Annotated in this window: 15 protein-coding genes; 8 read left to right on the plus strand and 7 right to left on the minus strand. The window is 61.5% G+C overall.

Going from position 1 to position 16,382, the window contains the following annotated elements:
- Nucleotides 1-23 precede the first annotated feature (23 nt).
- The 5 genes from QN219_RS01850 to rnhA all read left to right on the plus strand — a co-directional run bounded on the left by QN219_RS01850 (nt 24) and on the right by rnhA (nt 3,941).
- A complete protein-coding gene (locus tag QN219_RS01850) occupies nt 24-407 on the plus strand; it encodes a DUF983 domain-containing protein (RefSeq protein WP_283997509.1) in 384 nt (127 codons plus the stop codon).
- Nucleotides 400-1,176, plus strand: a complete 777-nt coding sequence (locus tag QN219_RS01855) for an SURF1 family protein (RefSeq protein ID WP_283997511.1) — start codon at nt 400-402, stop codon at nt 1,174-1,176. The genes QN219_RS01850 and QN219_RS01855 overlap by 8 nt, the downstream gene beginning before the upstream one ends.
- 236 nt (nt 1,177-1,412) lie before the next feature.
- Nucleotides 1,413-2,423: a 4-hydroxy-3-methylbut-2-enyl diphosphate reductase gene (gene ispH / locus QN219_RS01860; RefSeq protein ID WP_283997512.1), complete on the plus strand. Its 1,011-nt coding sequence runs from the start codon at nt 1,413-1,415 to the stop codon at nt 2,421-2,423.
- A 79-nt stretch (nt 2,424-2,502) separates the two neighbouring features.
- A complete protein-coding gene (locus QN219_RS01865) occupies nt 2,503-3,483 on the plus strand; it encodes a homoserine kinase (RefSeq protein WP_283997514.1) in 981 nt (326 codons plus the stop codon).
- The gene (gene rnhA, locus QN219_RS01870) at nt 3,480-3,941 is read left to right on the plus strand and encodes a ribonuclease HI (RefSeq protein ID WP_283997515.1); all 462 of its coding nucleotides are present in this window, start codon (nt 3,480-3,482) and stop codon (nt 3,939-3,941) included. Before QN219_RS01865 ends, rnhA begins: the two co-directional genes overlap by 4 nt.
- Before the next feature lie 156 nt (nt 3,942-4,097).
- Here rnhA and QN219_RS01875 read toward each other — a convergent pair whose 3' ends face one another.
- Together QN219_RS01875 and QN219_RS01880 are read right to left on the minus strand one after the other, a co-directional pair.
- Entirely contained in the window at nt 4,098-4,583 is a 486-nt protein-coding gene (locus QN219_RS01875; protein ID WP_283997517.1) for a peroxiredoxin, read from the minus strand.
- Between the two features lie 73 nt (nt 4,584-4,656).
- Nucleotides 4,657-5,505: a protein-disulfide reductase DsbD domain-containing protein gene (locus QN219_RS01880; protein WP_283997518.1), complete on the minus strand. Its 849-nt coding sequence runs from the start codon at nt 5,503-5,505 to the stop codon at nt 4,657-4,659.
- Between the two features lie 165 nt (nt 5,506-5,670).
- Between QN219_RS01880 and QN219_RS01885 the strand changes: the two genes are divergently transcribed.
- Nucleotides 5,671-6,276 (plus strand): YqgE/AlgH family protein, encoded by a 606-nt coding sequence (locus QN219_RS01885; protein ID WP_283997520.1) that lies wholly within the window; start codon nt 5,671-5,673, stop codon nt 6,274-6,276.
- Between the two features lie 114 nt (nt 6,277-6,390).
- On the plus strand, nt 6,391-7,449 hold the full coding sequence (locus tag QN219_RS01890; RefSeq protein ID WP_283997521.1) for a putative zinc-binding metallopeptidase: 1,059 nt from the start codon (nt 6,391-6,393) through the stop codon (nt 7,447-7,449).
- Between the two features lie 39 nt (nt 7,450-7,488).
- Here QN219_RS01890 and QN219_RS01895 read toward each other — a convergent pair whose 3' ends face one another.
- The 4 genes from QN219_RS01895 to thrC all read right to left on the minus strand — a co-directional run bounded on the left by QN219_RS01895 (nt 7,489) and on the right by thrC (nt 13,973).
- Nucleotides 7,489-10,401, minus strand: a complete 2,913-nt coding sequence (locus QN219_RS01895; RefSeq protein WP_283997523.1) for an EAL domain-containing protein — start codon at nt 10,399-10,401, stop codon at nt 7,489-7,491.
- On the minus strand, nt 10,401-11,012 hold the full coding sequence (locus QN219_RS01900) for a GNAT family protein (RefSeq protein ID WP_283997525.1): 612 nt from the start codon (nt 11,010-11,012) through the stop codon (nt 10,401-10,403). The genes QN219_RS01895 and QN219_RS01900 overlap by 1 nt, the downstream gene beginning before the upstream one ends.
- Before the next feature lie 243 nt (nt 11,013-11,255).
- Nucleotides 11,256-12,557, minus strand: coding sequence for a pitrilysin family protein (locus QN219_RS01905; protein WP_283997527.1), 1,302 nt, complete (start codon nt 12,555-12,557; stop codon nt 11,256-11,258).
- A 15-nt stretch (nt 12,558-12,572) separates the two neighbouring features.
- Nucleotides 12,573-13,973, minus strand: coding sequence for a threonine synthase (thrC, locus tag QN219_RS01910; RefSeq protein ID WP_283997529.1), 1,401 nt, complete (start codon nt 13,971-13,973; stop codon nt 12,573-12,575).
- 495 nt (nt 13,974-14,468) lie between these two features.
- Between thrC and QN219_RS01915 the strand changes: the two genes are divergently transcribed.
- Entirely contained in the window at nt 14,469-15,014 is a 546-nt protein-coding gene (locus tag QN219_RS01915; protein ID WP_283997531.1) for a hypothetical protein, read from the plus strand.
- A gap of 81 nt (nt 15,015-15,095) precedes the next feature.
- On the opposite strand, the gene QN219_RS01920 is transcribed toward QN219_RS01915, so the two are convergent.
- Entirely contained in the window at nt 15,096-16,202 is a 1,107-nt protein-coding gene (locus tag QN219_RS01920; protein WP_283997533.1) for an ABC transporter substrate-binding protein, read from the minus strand.
- Between the last annotated feature and the right edge of the window lie 180 nt (nt 16,203-16,382).

Raw genomic sequence — 16,382 nt, forward strand, 5'->3', positions numbered from 1 at the left:
CCCTTGCATTTGGAGATTGAACAATGACTGACGACAAGGCGCTCTATCCGCCGGTCGATCCGATCATGACCGGCATCAAGGGGCACTGCCCGCGCTGCGGCCAAGGTCAGCTCTTCGATGGTTTCCTCAAACTGCGCCCGGCCTGCAGCAATTGCGAACTCGACTATCGTTTCGCCGATTCCGGCGACGGGCCCGTCGTCTTCGTGATTCTGATCGTCGGCTTCATCGTCGTCGGAGCGGCGCTGTGGATGGAGGTCAACATCAACCCGCCGCTTTGGTTGCACTTCCTGCTCTGGATACCGCTCGCGACGGTGCTTAGCCTTGGGTTGACCCGGATACTGAAGGGCGTGCTGATCAACCTGCAATACCGCAACAGCGCGCGTCCGGGTGAAATTGACCGTGGTTGAAGAACGCAAGCCGGTGCCTCGCGGCCGCGTCGTCGGGATTGCCGGCCTTCTCCTCGTGGTCGCGGCCCTCGGCGTGCTTGTGTCCCTCGGCACATGGCAGATGCAGCGGCTTCAATGGAAGGAAGCGTTGCTGACCGCGATCGCCGAGCGGCGCACTGCGCCCCCGGTCTCGCTCAAGGAAATCGAGACGATGGCCGCCGCCGGCGACGATATCGACTATCGCACGGTGCGCGTTTCGGGAGTCTACGACCACGGCAAGGAGCGTCACTTCTTTGCGACCCACGAAGGCCGCACCGGCTATTATGTCTTCACTCCGCTGATACTCGACGACAGCCGTGCCCTGTTCGTCAATCGCGGTTTCGTGCCGTTCGAGAAGAAGGACGCATCGACACGTCCTCAGGGGCAGGTTGCCGGAACGGTAACGGTGAATGGACTCGCCCGCCCGAGACTTCTCGAGAAGCCTTCCTCGCTCGTTCCCGACAACGACGTCGCCAAGAACATCTTCTACTGGAAAGATCTCGATGCCATGGCGGACGCGGCGGGCATTGCGACCGAGCAGATCGTCCCCTTTTTCGTGGACGCGGATGCCTCCGCAAATCCCGGCGGCCTGCCGATCGGCGGCGTCACGCAATTCGATCTGCCGAACAACCACCTGCAGTATGCCCTTACCTGGTACGGCCTCGCGGCCGCGCTCGTGGCGGTGAGCGGCGCCTACCTCTATCGGCGCAGACGGCAGCCCGCCCGGGAAAACGCTGCTCCGCACGTCTGAGCCGAGGCATCACAGGCGCATGCAAGCTTTCACGTGACCCTATCCGAAGATACGGCACGACACTCTCAAGGTCCGCCTCTGCCGGGCGCGCCATTTGCTTGGCTAGAAGTGTTCTTCCTTGTGTGTGTGGTCGTTGCCGCTATATATGGCCCATGGTTGGTCGAGCCCCGCATGTTTTGAGGCGAGGGTTGCCCGGCGATATTCGCGCTCCTGTTTGTCCTACCGATTCGTGACTCATGGCCTCATCCGCGGCAGAAAAATCTCCGATTACCATTCGCCTCTGCGGTCCGCGCGGCTTCTGCGCCGGCGTTGATAGGGCGATCCAGATCGTCGTGCTGGCGTTGAAGGAGTTCGGCGCGCCGGTCTACGTCCGCCACGAGATCGTGCACAACCGCTATGTCGTCGAAGGGCTCGAAGCCAAGGGTGCGATCTTCGTCGAGGAGCTCGACGAGATTCCGCCCGAGCATCGCAAGCAGCCGGTCGTCTTTTCGGCCCATGGCGTTCCGAAGTCGGTGCCGGCGGATGCGGACGCGCGCAATCTCTTCTATCTCGACGCCACCTGCCCGCTTGTCTCGAAGGTGCACAAGCAGGCGATGCGTCACCATCGGCTGGGACGCCATGTCGTGCTCATCGGCCATGCCGGGCACCCGGAGGTTATCGGCACGATGGGCCAGTTGCCCGAGGGCGCGGTGTCGCTCGTCGAGACGGTCGAGGACGCGGAGGTCTATATGCCTCCGGATCCCGATAATCTCGGATTCGTGACCCAGACGACCCTGTCGGTGGACGATACCGCCGGCGTGATCAAGCGGCTCCACGAGCGCTTCCCCAATCTGACGGCGCCGGCTGCCGATTCGATCTGCTACGCGACCACGAACCGTCAGGAAGCGGTCAAGCAGGCGGCGCCCGGCTGCGACCTGTTCCTGATCGTCGGCGCGCCGAATTCATCCAATTCCAAGCGTCTCGTCGAAGTGGCGCTCAGGGCCGGGGCAAAAAAATCGGCGCTGGTCCAGCGCGCGTCGGAAATCGACTGGGAAGCGATCGGGAATATCTCTACAGTCGGCCTGTCCGCCGGCGCGTCTGCGCCGGAAGTCATCGTCAACGAAATCATCGAGGCGTTCCGCGAGCGTTATGACGCGAGGGTGGAGCTTGCCGATACGGTCGAGGAAAACGAGAACTTCCTCGTCAACCGCGAGCTGCGTCACGTCGAACTGACCGCCGCCGACATGGCTTTCGTCAACGGCGAATAAACCGGATCATGAAGGTGTGCGGTCGCGCGCCGCAGCCCGCTGCATCCTACCCGACTTGCGTTTCTGAAAGTGGCGAGCCTTGGCAGTTTATACCGACATCACGGAAGACGATCTGATCCGTTTTCTGGCGGCCTATGACGTGGGAGCACTGACCTCTTACAAGGGCATTGCGGAAGGCGTCGAAAATTCGAACTTCCTCCTCCACACGACCAAGGGCTCCTATATCCTGACGCTATATGAAAAGCGCGTGAACGCGGACGACCTGCCGTTCTTCCTGGGCCTGATGCATCATCTGGCCGAAAGGGGCCTGTCCTGCCCGCTGCCGCTGCCGCGCGCGGATGGCAAGCTTCTGGGAGAACTGTCCGGCCGCCCGGCTGCGGTGATTTCCTTCCTCGAAGGCATGTGGCTGAGAAAGCCAGAGGCGCGGCATTGCCGCGAGGTCGGCCGCGCGCTCGCCGCCATGCATGTTGCTGGCCAGGATTTTCCCTTGAAGCGCGGCAACGCGCTTTCGGTCGGTGGCTGGCGTCCGCTCTGGCAGAATTCGGAGGCCCGTGCCGATGAGGTGCAGGCCGGCTTGAAGGACGAGATCGCGGCGGAGTTGAGCTATCTGGAGGCTCATTGGCCGAAGGACCTGCCGGAAGGCGTCATTCATGCGGATCTCTTCCCGGACAATGTCTTCTTCCTTGGCGATCGTCTGTCGGGTCTCATCGACTTTTATTTCGCCTGCAACGATTTTCTCGCCTATGACGTCGCCGTCTGCCTGAACTCCTGGTGCTTCGAGAAGAACGGCTCCTACAACATCACCAAGGGCATGGCGCTGCTGGCGGGCTACCAGAGCGTACGAAGGCTGACGGCGGAAGAAGTGGCCGCCCTGCCGTTGCTTGCGCGCGGGTCGGCCTTACGCTTCTTCCTGACGCGTCTCTATGATTGGCTGATGACGCCACCCGGCGCGCTCGTGGTGAAGAAGGACCCGCTCGAATATCTGACCAAGATCCGCTTCCATCGCGCCATCCTGTCGAGCGCCGAATACGGTCTCACGCGCGAAGGGGCATCGGCATGAAGCACGTCGATATCTTTACCGACGGTGCCTGTTCGGGAAATCCCGGCCCGGGCGGCTGGGGTGCCGTGCTTCGCTATGGCGACGTCGAGAAGGAAATGTCCGGCGGAGAGGCCGATACGACGAACAACCGCATGGAGTTGCTGGCCGCGATTTCGGCGCTGAACGCGCTGAAGCAACCCTGCGAGGTCGACCTTCACACCGACAGCAAATACGTCATGGACGGCATTTCCAAATGGATTCATGGCTGGAAGCGCAACGGTTGGAAGACCGGAGACAGGAAGCCGGTGAAGAATGGCGAACTTTGGCAGGCTCTGGATGAGGCGAGGGGCCGCCACAAGGTGACCTGGCACTGGGTCAAGGGCCATGCGGGACACCCGGAGAACGAACGTGCGGACGAACTCGCGCGCAAGGGCATGGAACCGTTCAAGAAGTCGCGCCGCCCGGATGCAGTGCAGTAGAAACGGGCTGTGCTGGCAGGAAATTTCTCCTCACCCTAGCCTTCTCCCCACACGCGGGGAGAGGGGACTGGGTGCCGCTTGCCCCTTCGCCCCGCTTGCGGGGAGCAGGTGCCGGCAGGCGGATGAGGGGGTCTTTTGGACGCGCTGTGCTTCAGTTCAAAGCTGTTCCAGCATCGTGGCGGCGCCCGAAACCGTCGCCTGGCCGGGGGTTTCCTCGACGTTCAGCGCCTTTACCACGCCGTCTTCGACGAGCATCGAATAGCGCTTGGAGCGGATGCCGAGCGTCCCGGCCGACAGGTCGATATCCATGCCGAGCGCCTTCGTGAAGGCGGCGTCCCAGTCCGAAAGGAAATGGATTTTGCCCATGCCACCGGACGAGGTTGCCCAAGCGCCCATGACATGCAGGTCGTTGACCGCGACCACGGCAATATCGTCCACGCCGCGGGCAAGGATTGCATCGCGGTTTTCGAGATAGCCGGGAAGGTGATTGAGCGAACAGGTCGGCGTGAAGGCACCCGGCACGGCAAAAAGAACGACGCGCTTGCCTTTGAACAACTCGTCCGTCGTCACCTCGACCGGGCCGTCGGCAGTCTTTTCCTTGAAGGTTGTGGTGGGCAGCTTGTCTCCGACGGAAATAGTCACGGTTCTCTCCTGATATAAGCGAGGTTCGGTGCGATGGGGAGCGACCGAACGCGTGAGGGACTATAGGTCGCCATCAATCAAAGGCAAGGGTCGTTTCCATGCTCCGGCTGCCGGCGCGCACCGTGAGGGCGATCGGCTTTCCCTTGATGCTCTTGTCCTTGCCGGAGAGCTTTACCGGAATATCCGCCGTGCGGTGAGCGCCCGTTTCGCCGCCGAAAACCAGCTCGCCGAAGCTCACGCCGGAGGGGCCGGCAAGAAAGAAATCCGGCCGGTCCGCGCTTGCCTCCGGAGGCAATTGAAGGCGGAGCCGGATTGCTCCAGCCTCTGTGTCAAAGCGCGCCGCCGTGACCTTGAAATCGGCTGATGGGGCTTGCGGCAAAGCGGCGACCGCATCGGCGATGCGTGCTCCATCGAGCGGATTGTCGAACTCGCCTTTCTTCAACACGAGGTCCAGTTCGCCCTGGACCGGGATGCAGATGTCCTCGCAGATGCCCAGGAACACGGAGGCCCGGATGGCGAGGTCGCCATCGTCGCGCGTCCTCTTCAGCACCAGCGGGAAGGCGACCGGCGTGTCATAACCGACATAGCGTGCCGGCCCTTCACCGAACGTCTGCGGTGCGGGGAAGCGGATTGCCTCGAGAACGACGCCGGAAGAGGGGTCTATCGCAATCTGCGGCGGTATGCCGCTTGCTCCCGGATTCCGCCAATACGTCTTCCAGCCGGGCTTGAGCCTGACCTCGAGGATCGCCGGAATTGTGCCGTCCGCTTTGGGCTGAGCGGCGACGAGACGGATCGTGCCGCCGGCCGATGTTACCCAGTCGCTGGCGGCCGCATAGGTTTTGGCTGGAAGAAAAAATAAGAGCAGCAGGCTTGCCGTGGCGATGCGTTGGGCCATCTTCTCTAGTGCAGGGCGCTTGGTCATGGGCTTAGCATTATAGTTCTTCGACCCATGTCGCCAGTCGCCCGCGCGTATGCCGACGATCATAATCGCTTGATCGGCACGCTTGAGCGTCGTGCGTGCAAATTTTCGCAGCCGCCACGTAGAGGCGCTTTTCATTTCGCGGCGAATTGGTAGGCTATCTCCATTATGGCGACAACGGTGCTGCATAAGACACGCGAACGTGGGTTCCTTGACGGTCAATTCCTGATCGCCATGCCCAGTATGTTCGATTCCAATTTTGCCCGCACCGTCATCTTTGTCTGCGCCCATTCCGAGGATGGAGCTATGGGCTTCGTCCTCAACCGGCCCCAGCAGCTGACCTTCCCGGATGTCCTCTTGCACCTGCAGATTCTCGATGAGGAGGAGGCGATCCGTCTGCCCCCAATGACACGGGACTTTCAGATACAGGCAGGCGGTCCCGTCGAGACCGGACGAGGCTTCGTGCTGCATTCCGACGATTATCTGAGCGACTCCAGCATTCCCGTCAGCGACGACATCTGCCTGACGGCGACGCTCGATATCGTCAGGGCCATTTCGCGCGGCGAAGGACCGCTCAAGGCGACGATGCTGCTCGGTTATGCGGGATGGGGTCCCGGTCAACTCGAAAGCGAAATCGCTCAGAACGGCTGGCTGACTTGCCCTGCGCGCGAGGAGCTCATCTTCGACCGCGCGTTGGACGAGAAGTATGACCGGGCACTTGAGCTGATGGGCGTCAGCTCCGCCATGCTTTCCACGGATGCCGGCCACGCTTGACCGTGAAGCTGGTCGCATTTGCCGGCCTCGGGGAACCGCTACAGCCTTGTTTCGTTATCGAGTGCAGCTTTCGCTTATGGCGCAAGCTTTGGCAACCGTGCAGCCGGTGTCTCAATGAAGCTCTTTCAGTGTAGCAATTGTGGCCAGCCGGTCTATTTCGACAACCGTGTCTGTGTCGCCTGTGGTGGTCAACTCGGCTTTCTCCCCGAAAAGAGCGCAATGTACACTGTGGCGCCGGCGGACGGCGGACTCTGGCAAAGTGCTGTGCTGCCGAGCAGAAGCCTGCGTTTCTGTGCCAATGCGGCAACCGATGTTTGCAATTGGATGCTGACCGACGCGGAGGCAGGCCCCTATTGCTCAGCATGTCGTCACAACCGGATCGTGCCCGTGACCGACAAGCCCGAAGGGCTGCGGCGATGGCAGCGCATAGGGCAGGCGCAGCGGCACCTGTTCTATTCGCTGATCCGGTTGAACTTGCCGCATCCGGATCGCAGTGAGGATCCGGAAGCGGGTCTCGTTTTCGATTTTCTCGCCGACGAGCTTGATGGCGCCGGAAACATCGTCCCGGCGATGACCGGCTACGAGGGCGGTGTGATCAGGTTGCGCGCCGCTGAGGCCGATGACGAGACACGTGAAAGTATCCGGGTGTCCATGAACGAGCCCTACCGGACCTTGCTTGGGCACTTCCGCCACGAGATCGGACATTTCTACTGGGCTCAGCGTGTTCGCGGCGACCAGGCGCTGCTGGAGGAGGCGCGAGCACTGTTCGGCGACGAGCGCCAGGACTATGCGGAGGCGCTGCGGCGAAACTATGAGCACGGTCCGCCCCCGGACTGGCAGGACCGCTTCATTTCCACCTATGCAAGCTGCCATCCAGCCGAAGATTTCGCGGAATGCTGGGCGCATTATTTCCACATCGTGGATACACTGGAAACGGCACGGGCCTTTGGTCTCTCGACCGATCCGCACCATCGAGGGATGGCAGCCGAAGTGGACTTCGACCCTTATGCAGCGCAGGACGCGCAGGCGCTCGTCGATGCTTGGATACCGCTCAGCGTTGCGCTGAACAGCATTCAACGCAGCATGGGGCAGCCGGACAGCTATCCTTTCGTGCTGTCGCCGCCGGTGATCGAAAAGCTCGGTTTCATCGGGGAGTTGATACACACAAGGTGACGCGCCTAGCCATGTTCGGTGTCGACACCTTCGCCGGGGTCAAGCCCGCTTCATCAGCGGAAATCGCTCCTTCAGCAGGCGCAGGATCGATTCCGATCCGACCGGCGGCCCAAAGAGGAAGCTCTGGCCATAGTCGCAACCCATCTGTGCGAGCTGGATTGCATCCTCTTCCGATTCGATGCCTTCGGCGACCACCCGCATATCGAGTTCGCGGGCCATCGTAATCACGGAACGCAGGAGGATGCCGCGTTTGTCGCTCGGGTCGCGAACCAGTGCCTTGTCGATCTTGATGGTATCGAAGGGAAAGCGCGTCAAGTAGGACAGCGACGAGTGGCCGGTACCGAAATCGTCGAGCGCCAGCCGCAGACCCGCTTCCTTGAGTTTTTCGAGGACGAGCCGCGCCTGTTCGGGATTTTCCATCACCAGCGATTCCGTCAGCTCCATCTTGACCTTCGCCGGGTCGCAGCGGTTTTTGCTGAGAACCGCCCGGATATCGTCATAGAGTTCGTTGTTCAGAAGCTGTGCACTCGAAAGATTGATCGCCACGAAGATCGGCAGGTCGCCCGTCTGTATCTGCCAATCGGTGAGATCGCTGGTCGCCTTGTCGAAGGCGAACATGCCAAGCTGATTGATGAGATCGGAATTCTCGGCGATCGGGATGAACTCCGTCGGAGAGACGTTGCCGCGCTTCGGATGATCCCAGCGCATCAGCGCCTCGAAGCCGGCGATTTCGGCATCGTTGAGCCGAACGATCGGCTGGTAGACCAGTGAAAGTTCCTTGCGCTCGATCGCCCGCTTCAGGTCCGCTTCGAGCTGCAGCCGGTCCGATCCCGATGTCCGGAAAGCAGGCCGGAACGGCTCGACGCGGTTGCCGCCCGCCTTCTTGGCGCGGAACATCGCAAGCTCCGCGTCGTCGAGCAAGCCGGCTGCGCTCTGCTCCTGGTCGAGCCAGGAAACGAGGCCGATCGAGGCGGTGAGATTGATCTCGCGATTGCCGTAGTTGAGCGGGACCATGATCGCCTTGCTGACTGCATCGGCGAAATCGGCGATTTTCGCCGGGTCGCGCTCTGACAGAAGGATCAGGCCGAACTGATCACCGCCGAGGCGCGCCAGAGTGTCCTGGGGACGCAGCAGACGGCGCAGGCGGCGCGTCAAGGCGATGAGAATATTGTCGCCGGCCGCGATGCCGAGCATGTCGTTGACCTGCTTGTAGCGATCGACGTCGATCGCAAGAACCGTCGGCCGCACGGAACCGGATCCGTCGGCCATCAGCAGGATCGCCTGCAAGCGATCGAGGAATACCTGCCTGTTCGGAAGGCCGGTCAAATTATCGTGGAGCGCGTTGTGCAGCAGCCGCTCGACCGAATTGCGCTGCTCGGTGATGTCGACGATGGTGCCGACGCAGCGGATGATTTCGCCGTTCGCGCCGAGCACCGGGCGGGCGCGGATCGACAGCCAATGATAGTGGCCGTCCTCGGCGCGCACGCGAAACTCATGGTTCAACCGGCCGCGCCTATGTTCGAGGAGCACGTCGAGCGTTGCGCGGAAGCGGTCGCGATCGTCCGGGTGGAGGCGCGGCACCCAATTTCGGACGGGGCCGTTCATCGTTCCAAGCGAAAGTCCGAGCTGGTGCGAGATGTCGGGGATGGTCACGACGCGATCGCGCGCCACGTCCCAGTCCCAGACCGTATCGCCCGATCCGGTAAGCGCGAGGGACTGCCGCTCCAGGTCGGAGAAAAGGCCCTGCTGGTAGGCGCCGCCAGCAAAGGCATGCTGCATCACGGTGAAGCCGATCAGGAGCACGATAAGCACGAGCCCGCCGCCGAGCGCCGGCTGAACGATATCGTTGGCGAGCTGGCCGGTAACCGCGAGCCATGCGCCGAAAAGCCAGACAAGGATCAGAAGCCAGGCCGGAACAAGAAGGATCGCGCGGTCGTAGCGGTTGAAGCCGAGATAGGCGATCAGCACGATGCCGACGGTTGCCGTCAGTGCGAAGGAGAGGCGGGCAATGCCCGACGCGATCGCCGGATCATAGACCGCGACGCCGAAGAGCAGCGCCAGGCCGAGAATCCAGGCGAGCGTCGCATAGCCGAGATGCTGATGCCAGCGATTGAGGTTGAGATAGGTGAAAAGAAAAACGACCAGTCCCGCCGCGAGGAAAACTTCGGTGCCCGCTCGCCATACTCGCTCGTCGCTCGCGGTAACGCTGATCAGTTTCGACAGGAAACCGAAATCGACGCAGATATACGCAAGCACCGCCCAGGCAAGCGCGGCCGTCGCCGGCAGCATCGAGGTTCCCTTGACGACGAAGAGGATGGTGAGGAACACCGCCAGGAGACCGGCAATCCCGAGCACGATTCCACGGTAGAGCGTGAACGCATTGACCGTGTCCTTGTAGGCGTCGGGCTGCCAAAGGTAGATTTGCGGCAGGTCCGGCGTGGCAAGCTCGGCGACGAAGGTAATGACAGCGCCGGGATTGAGGGTGATGCGGAAGACGTCGGCTTCGTCGCTCGGCTGCCGGTCAAGGGCAAAGCCTTCGCTCGGCGTGATTGACAGGATGCGCTGTGAACCGAGATCCGGCCAGAACAGCTTGGAATTGACCAGCCGGAAATGCGGCGCGACGATCACGCGCTCGAGTTGCTCCTCCGAGACATTCGCCAGCGCGAAGACCGCCCAGTCGCCCTGGTGGTTTTCGGTGCTCGATCGCACCTCGATGCGCCGCACGATGCCGTCGGTGCCGGGAGCCGTCGAAACCTGGAACGCCTCGCCCCTTCCACTGTAGATCTCCGTGGTGGCCGTCAGGTCGAGCGCCGTGTCCTCGCGCGAGATCTTCACCGGTTCGAGCGCGTGCGCGACGCCGCCGGCAAAGCCGATGGCGAACACGACGAATGCGACCAGAAACGCCGCCAGCTTTGCGGCTGGTCGCGCGAACGGCTTAGAGGTCAGGGGCATCAAAGGGGCATATTCCTGTTCGGTACGGCGTCTGCGGACAGGAGGGAAAACATCAGATGGTCCCGCCACTGTCCGTTTATCTTCAAGTACTGTCTCAAATAGCCTTCACGCTCAAAGCCGGCCTTTTCAAGGAGCCGGATGCTCCGCGCGTTCTCTGGAATACAGGCTGCTTCAATACGGTGCAACTCAAGGGTCGAAAAGATGTAGGGGATCGTCAGCTTCAGCGCCTCGTACATATGACTCTGGCCGGCATATTTCTGTCCCATCCAGTAGCCGATCATGCAGTTCTGGGCCGCGCCTCGTCGGATGTGTCCGATGGTAAGGCCGCCAAGGAGTATTTCGTCCGGCTTGTGGAAAAGAAACAAGGGAACGGCCTGACCGGAGGCATATTCCTGTTCGTTGCGAATGACGCGGCTGCGAAACGCGCTCTCGGTCATTTCGTCGGCGCGCCAGGTGGGTTCCCACGGCTCCAGGAAAGCGCGGCTCTCGCTGCGCAACTGATACCATTGACGATAATCGGCATAACGGGGGAGGCGAAGCAGATAGTTCCGGTTGGCGATCTCGATCGACTCGGGCTGCCGCGACAGAAACCGAAAAACCGATCGTGCCATATATACCTCCGGGCCAGGGTCGCGGGCGGGGGCGAAAGCCGTCTGGGGCTTCCTCGCCGTCCCAGCCACTATGCTTGACGGAAGGAATTATCTCCCGTCAACGGCGCCGCCGCTCGAACCTTCCGGTGGCGCCGCCACACAGTGAACGTTGCACAACTTCGCGCCCGAATCGAATCCGATTTTCAGAAATTGTTCAAGAAAAACACTCCGGTTCCGCTGCGTTGAGCTCTGCGGCAGACCCGGTCAGATCGCCATGGCGTGCGCCTCAGCGGCCTTCATGTTCAGAGACGACAGAATGTCGCTCATGGGAGCAAGCTGTTCAAGTGGGCCGATCGCCGACAGCGTCGGGACCGTATCGAAGAACAGGCGGCCGGCGAGGTCGGTCAGGCGCTCTATGGTGATGCCCGACAGCCGTTCCATCAGTTCGTCATTGGGAATGGGGCGGCCATAGAGCATCATCTGGCGGGCGATCTGTCCGGCCCGCGCAGCAGGGCTTTCCTGTCCCATGAGTAACTGCGCGCGGATCTGCGCGCGGGCACGCTCGATTTCCTGCTGCTCAATGCTCATCGATGATTTGCGCAGTTCGTCGATGATCACCGGCATCAGTTCCGGCAGGTTTTCCCCGCCGGTGGCAGCATGGACGCCGAAGATACCGGTGTCGGAGAAGCCCCAGTGGAAGGCATAGACGGAATAACAGAGGCCCCGGTGCTCGCGCACTTCCTGGAAGAGGCGCGAAGACATGCCTCCGCCGAGAATATTGGCGAGGATCTGTGAACAGTAGAAGTCGCGCGCGTGATAGGCTTTCCCCTCGAAGCCGAGCAGGATCTGCGCATCCATAAGATCACGGCTCTCGCGGCTGTCGCCGCCGGTGTAGAGCGCCGTATCGAGAACGGGAGAGGAATGCGGCTGGCGCGGCAGCGTGGAAAAGCGTCTTTCCACCTCGCGCACGAAGGAATCGTGCTCCACCGCACCGGCCGCCACGATGAAGATTCGGTCGGTCGTATAGTTGCGGCCGAGGTAGTGGCGAATTTGGTCCGCCGAGAAGGACATGACGGTTTCCGGCGTGCCGAGGATCGGGCGGCCAACCGTCTGGTCGCGGTAGGCAGTCTCGGCGAAACGGTCGAAGACGACGTCGTCCGGGGTGTCGTCCGCCGCGCCGATTTCCTGCAGGATGACGTGTTTCTCGCGCCTGAGTTCCTCGTCTTCGAAGGTCGATTCCGTCAGGATATCGGCGAGGATGTCGACAGCCAGCGGCACATGGTCCTTGAGCACGCGAGCGTAGTACGAGGTCGTTTCGGTGGAGGTGGCGGCGTTGAGTTCGCCGCCGACATTCTCGATCTCCTCGGCGATCTGGCGGGCGCTGCGCCGCCGGGTCCCCTTGAAAGCCATGTGCTCCAGCAGGTGCGCTATGCCGTGTTCATCCACGGTTTCGTTGCGCGAACCGGACTTGATCCAGACGCCGAGCGCCACGCTTTCGAGATGCGGCATCCGCTCGGTCACCACCGTCAGCCCGGATGGTAGCCGGGTGCACTCAACTTTCATCATACGTTTCTTCTCGTTCTAATCCCGAACGCGGGTACGCTCGCCGATGAAGGTTTCGACGTTCTTAAGCTCCGGATCCAGGATATCGAAACGCTCCGCCCTATTCATGAGATCAGCAAGCCACGTTGGAAGCGCGGGGTCAATACCACTTGCCGATTTTACTGCGTCGGGGAATTTTGCCGGATGGGCTGTCGCAAGTGTGACCATCGGCGCCGAAGATTTCTCGTTTTTGCCCGCCACGAATACGCCGATTGCTGTATGCGGATCAAGGAGATAGCCGCTTTCTTCGAAGGTCCTGCGGATCGTCTTCGCCACCTCTTTTTCCGAGGCGCGGCCCGCGCGGAATTCCTTGCGGATTTTTTTCGCGGCACTGTCGCCGATCGCGAAGGAACCGGATTGCTTGAGGCCTGCCATCGCCGCACGGACCTTGGCCGGGTCGCGATCGTAAGCCTCAAACAACAGTCTTTCGAAGTTGGAAGAGATCTGGATGTCCATCGAGGGCGACGTCGTCGCCTTGACCTCGCGCATTTCGTAGCGACCGGTTTTCAGCGTGCGCGCGAGAATGTCATTCTCGTTGGTCGCGATGATCAGCTTGTCAATCGGCAAGCCCATGCGCTTAGCCACGTATCCTGCGAAGATATCGCCGAAATTGCCGGTCGGGACGGTGAAGGAAATCTTGCGGTCGGGACCGCCGAGCGAGATCGCGGCGGTGAAATAGTAGACGATCTGGGCCATGATGCGGGCCCAGTTGATCGAGTTGACGCCCGAGAGCTTGACGCCGTCGCGGAAGCTCTCATCGTTGAACATCGCTTTGACCAGGTTCTGGCAATCGTCGAAATTTCCCTTGACCGCGATCGCATGCACGTTCGAGGCCGTGGACGTCGTCATCTGCCTTTGCTGCACCGGCGACACCTTGCCGTGCGGGAAGAGAATGAAGATGTCGGTTCTCTCCCTGCCGGCGAAGGCGTCGATCGCCGCGCCACCGGTGTCGCCCGAAGTCGCGCCGACGATGGTCGCGCGTTCGCCGCGTTCTGCGAGCACGTGGTCCATCAGGCGGGCGAGCAACTGCATCGCCACATCCTTGAAGGCCAGCGTCGAGCCGTGGAAAAGCTCCAGCACGAAGGCATTCGGTCCGGTCTGGACGAGCGGCACGACCGCCGGATGCCTGAAGGTGGCATAGGCCTCGTCGATCATCTCGCGAAACTTGGCGGCCGGGATTTCGCCGTTGGTGAAGGGCTCGAGCACGGCAAAAGCGATCTCCTGATAGGACTTGCCGCGCAGCGCCCGTATTTCCTTCTTCGAGAGCGTCGGCCATTCCTTCGGGAGATAGAGCCCGCCGTCGCGCGCGAGCCCTGCGAGAAGGGCGTCGCAAAAACCGAGAGGCGCCGCTTCTCCCCGTGTCGAAATATACTTCACCATCTTCTTCCCTTCATCATCGTTCCGCGAGAGTGCGACCGTATGAAAGGTCCGCCCAACCCGGCCGCCTTTTTGCGTCAATCCCCGGCAAAACACCTAGTCAATCTTGTCACCATGGCAATTTCCGGCTGGTCGTGCTCCCCGGAATTTTCTGCGCGGGACGGCTGACTGGATCGATTTTTCAAAACGCCGCTGCTATAGACGATGCCCGTGGGCCATGAAAGGCCTTCGGCCGATCCTTTTCGGTCTACAGCGCCGCGCGTCTTACCAGACGCGTAAACGACGCTGTAGCACTTTGAATTGCTGCATGTTTTCATCCTTGAAACAGCTACGATTCAAGGAAACATGCAGGAGGGCGTGGTGGGGCAAGGATTTCATGCGATTTTCCTCTCCCGTCCCGCTCTAACCTATTGGAATCGATCACGATGATTTTGGATTGATTCAGTCCAAAATCATCGTGATCTGGTGTTTAACCGGGTTCAGCAGAGGTTGTGCAACGTGTTTGGCAAAGTATCTCGCCGTCTTCTCGCCGTGTCTCTTCTTGCGGCGCTCGCCGGCTGCAACAAGACGCAAACGGGCGGCGCCATCGAATCTGGCGGCAGTGCGGCCGCCGCGACGCCGGCGGTAATACAGGCCGCTTGTCCTCAGGTTACTCTTCGGGACGGGACCTCCAGCTACCGCACCTATGCGAAGGGCGCGAAAGACGATCCGACCAAGGTCGTCTATCAAGCGTCACTTGCCGACACGACGCGCCAATGCGTGCAGAGTGCAGATGCGCTCAAGGTGACGGTGGTGGTGCAGGGGCGTGTCGCGGCAGGTCCCGCCGGCGGACCCGGCAAGCTGACCATGCCGATCCGCGTTGCGGCGACGGATGGCGAAAAGACGCTCTATTCCGAACTCACCCAACATCCGGTCGAGATTCCGCAGGGAAGTGCCTCGACCCAGTTCGTTTTCACCAAGGCCGACGTCACGCTTCCCGCTGGTGCCGGCGCCGAAACCAAGATTTTCGTCGGCTTCGACGAGGGGCCGCCCCGGACGCAGTGAGGCCGGCGGACGGGTTATCCCGCAACACGCAAAAAACGCCGGGGCATGCCCCGGCGTTTCCTTTCGTCCGTCGCCGTCCGCTTATTCTGCGGCGACGCTCTGGCCGGCTTGCCATTTGTACAGCGAGAAGCTCGGCGAAGTGAGATCGCCGGTTTCGCCATAGGTCAGCTTGCCGATCGTGGTGTCGATCGCCTCGCCTGACTTGATCGCAGTTGCAACGGCAGTCGCGTCCTCGGCGGAACCGGCCTTCTCGATGCCCGCCTTGAGGACCTGCACAGCCGCATAGGCATTGAGCGTGAAGGCTTCGGCCGGGATGTTCTTGGCATTGAGAGCCTCGATGATCGGGGCTGCGGCCGGGTGGCGGGTTGCGTCGCTGGCATTGGTGTAGAGCGTGCCCTCGGCAGCGTCTCCGCCGATCGCCCAGAACTCGGTATTGGAGAGGCCGTCGCCGCCGATGAGTTGCGCCTTGACGCCCTGGTCGTGCATCTGGCGCACGAGCAGGCCGCCTTCGGCATGGTAGCCGCCGAAATAGACGACATCGACATTTTCGGCCTTGAGGCGCGTGACGACGGCTCCGAAGTCCTTTTCGCCGGGGGTCAGACCCTCGTAGACGACTTCGGTGATGCCGCCCGCGTTGATCGCAGCTTTGAATCCATCGGCAAGGCCCTTGCCGTAGGCGGCCTTGTCGTGCAGCACGGCGACGCGCTTGTCCTTCAAGTTCTTGACGACATAGTCGGCGGCGACGACCGCCTGCTGGTCATCTCGCCCGCAGGTGCGCAGCACGTTCCACAGCCCGCGGGTCGTGAGGTCCGGCGTGGTCGCCGTCGGCGTAACCATCAGAATCCCGTTTTCCGCGAGCACGTCGGATGCCGGCATCGCGGTGCCGGAGGTTACCGGACCGACGACATAGCGCAGACCTTCGCCGGCAAGCTGGTTGGCAACGGATACGGCTTGCTTGGGTTCACCGGCGTCATCGACGATCTTGATGATGATCTTTTCGCCATTGATGCCGCCGGCATTGTTGATGGCCTCGACCGCCGCTTGGGCGCCGTTCTTGACCTGCTCGCCGAAGGCGGCGACCGGGCCCGTGAGCGGAGTGATCACGCCAATCGTGATATCGGCATGGGCGAGCGGTGCGAAAGCGACACCGGCCGCCAACGTCAAACCGGTCAATATCGAAAGACGCATAATGTCTCCTCCTTGGAAGTAACGCTTGTGGACTGCTTGATATAGCCCCTGGGCGCAGTGCGAAAGCCATGATTTTCGAAGGAAGGTCACGCGCAATCAATGCGGCATGGCGTCCTCGCGCGCCAAATGAGCGCGCCCCCATCGCAACCCGCGGGATTTTTCCGTCCCGGTAGCCGGGCG

This window comes from Sinorhizobium sp. 8-89, from assembly GCF_030124325.1.
Taxonomy (GTDB): Bacteria; Pseudomonadota; Alphaproteobacteria; order Rhizobiales; family Rhizobiaceae; genus Sinorhizobium.

What these genes read in the sequence shown, in the direction of transcription:
- QN219_RS01850 (WP_283997509.1), top strand. Translation starts at nt 24, where the DNA reads ATGACTGACGACAAGGCGCTCTATCCGCCGGTCGATCCGATCATGACC.
- rnhA (WP_283997515.1), top strand. Translation starts at nt 3,480, where the DNA reads ATGAAGCACGTCGATATCTTTACCGACGGTGCCTGTTCGGGAAATCCC.
- QN219_RS01900 (WP_283997525.1), bottom strand. Translation starts at nt 11,012, where the DNA reads ATGGCACGATCGGTTTTTCGGTTTCTGTCGCGGCAGCCCGAGTCGATC.
- QN219_RS01920 (WP_283997533.1), bottom strand. Translation starts at nt 16,202, where the DNA reads ATGCGTCTTTCGATATTGACCGGTTTGACGTTGGCGGCCGGTGTCGCT.
- QN219_RS01895 (WP_283997523.1), bottom strand. Translation starts at nt 10,401, where the DNA reads ATGCCCCTGACCTCTAAGCCGTTCGCGCGACCAGCCGCAAAGCTGGCG.
- QN219_RS01890 (WP_283997521.1), top strand. Translation starts at nt 6,391, where the DNA reads ATGAAGCTCTTTCAGTGTAGCAATTGTGGCCAGCCGGTCTATTTCGAC.
- thrC (WP_283997529.1), bottom strand. Translation starts at nt 13,973, where the DNA reads ATGGTGAAGTATATTTCGACACGGGGAGAAGCGGCGCCTCTCGGTTTT.
- QN219_RS01905 (WP_283997527.1), bottom strand. Translation starts at nt 12,557, where the DNA reads ATGATGAAAGTTGAGTGCACCCGGCTACCATCCGGGCTGACGGTGGTG.
- ispH (WP_283997512.1), top strand. Translation starts at nt 1,413, where the DNA reads ATGGCCTCATCCGCGGCAGAAAAATCTCCGATTACCATTCGCCTCTGC.
- QN219_RS01885 (WP_283997520.1), top strand. Translation starts at nt 5,671, where the DNA reads ATGGCGACAACGGTGCTGCATAAGACACGCGAACGTGGGTTCCTTGAC.
- QN219_RS01880 (WP_283997518.1), bottom strand. Translation starts at nt 5,505, where the DNA reads ATGACCAAGCGCCCTGCACTAGAGAAGATGGCCCAACGCATCGCCACG.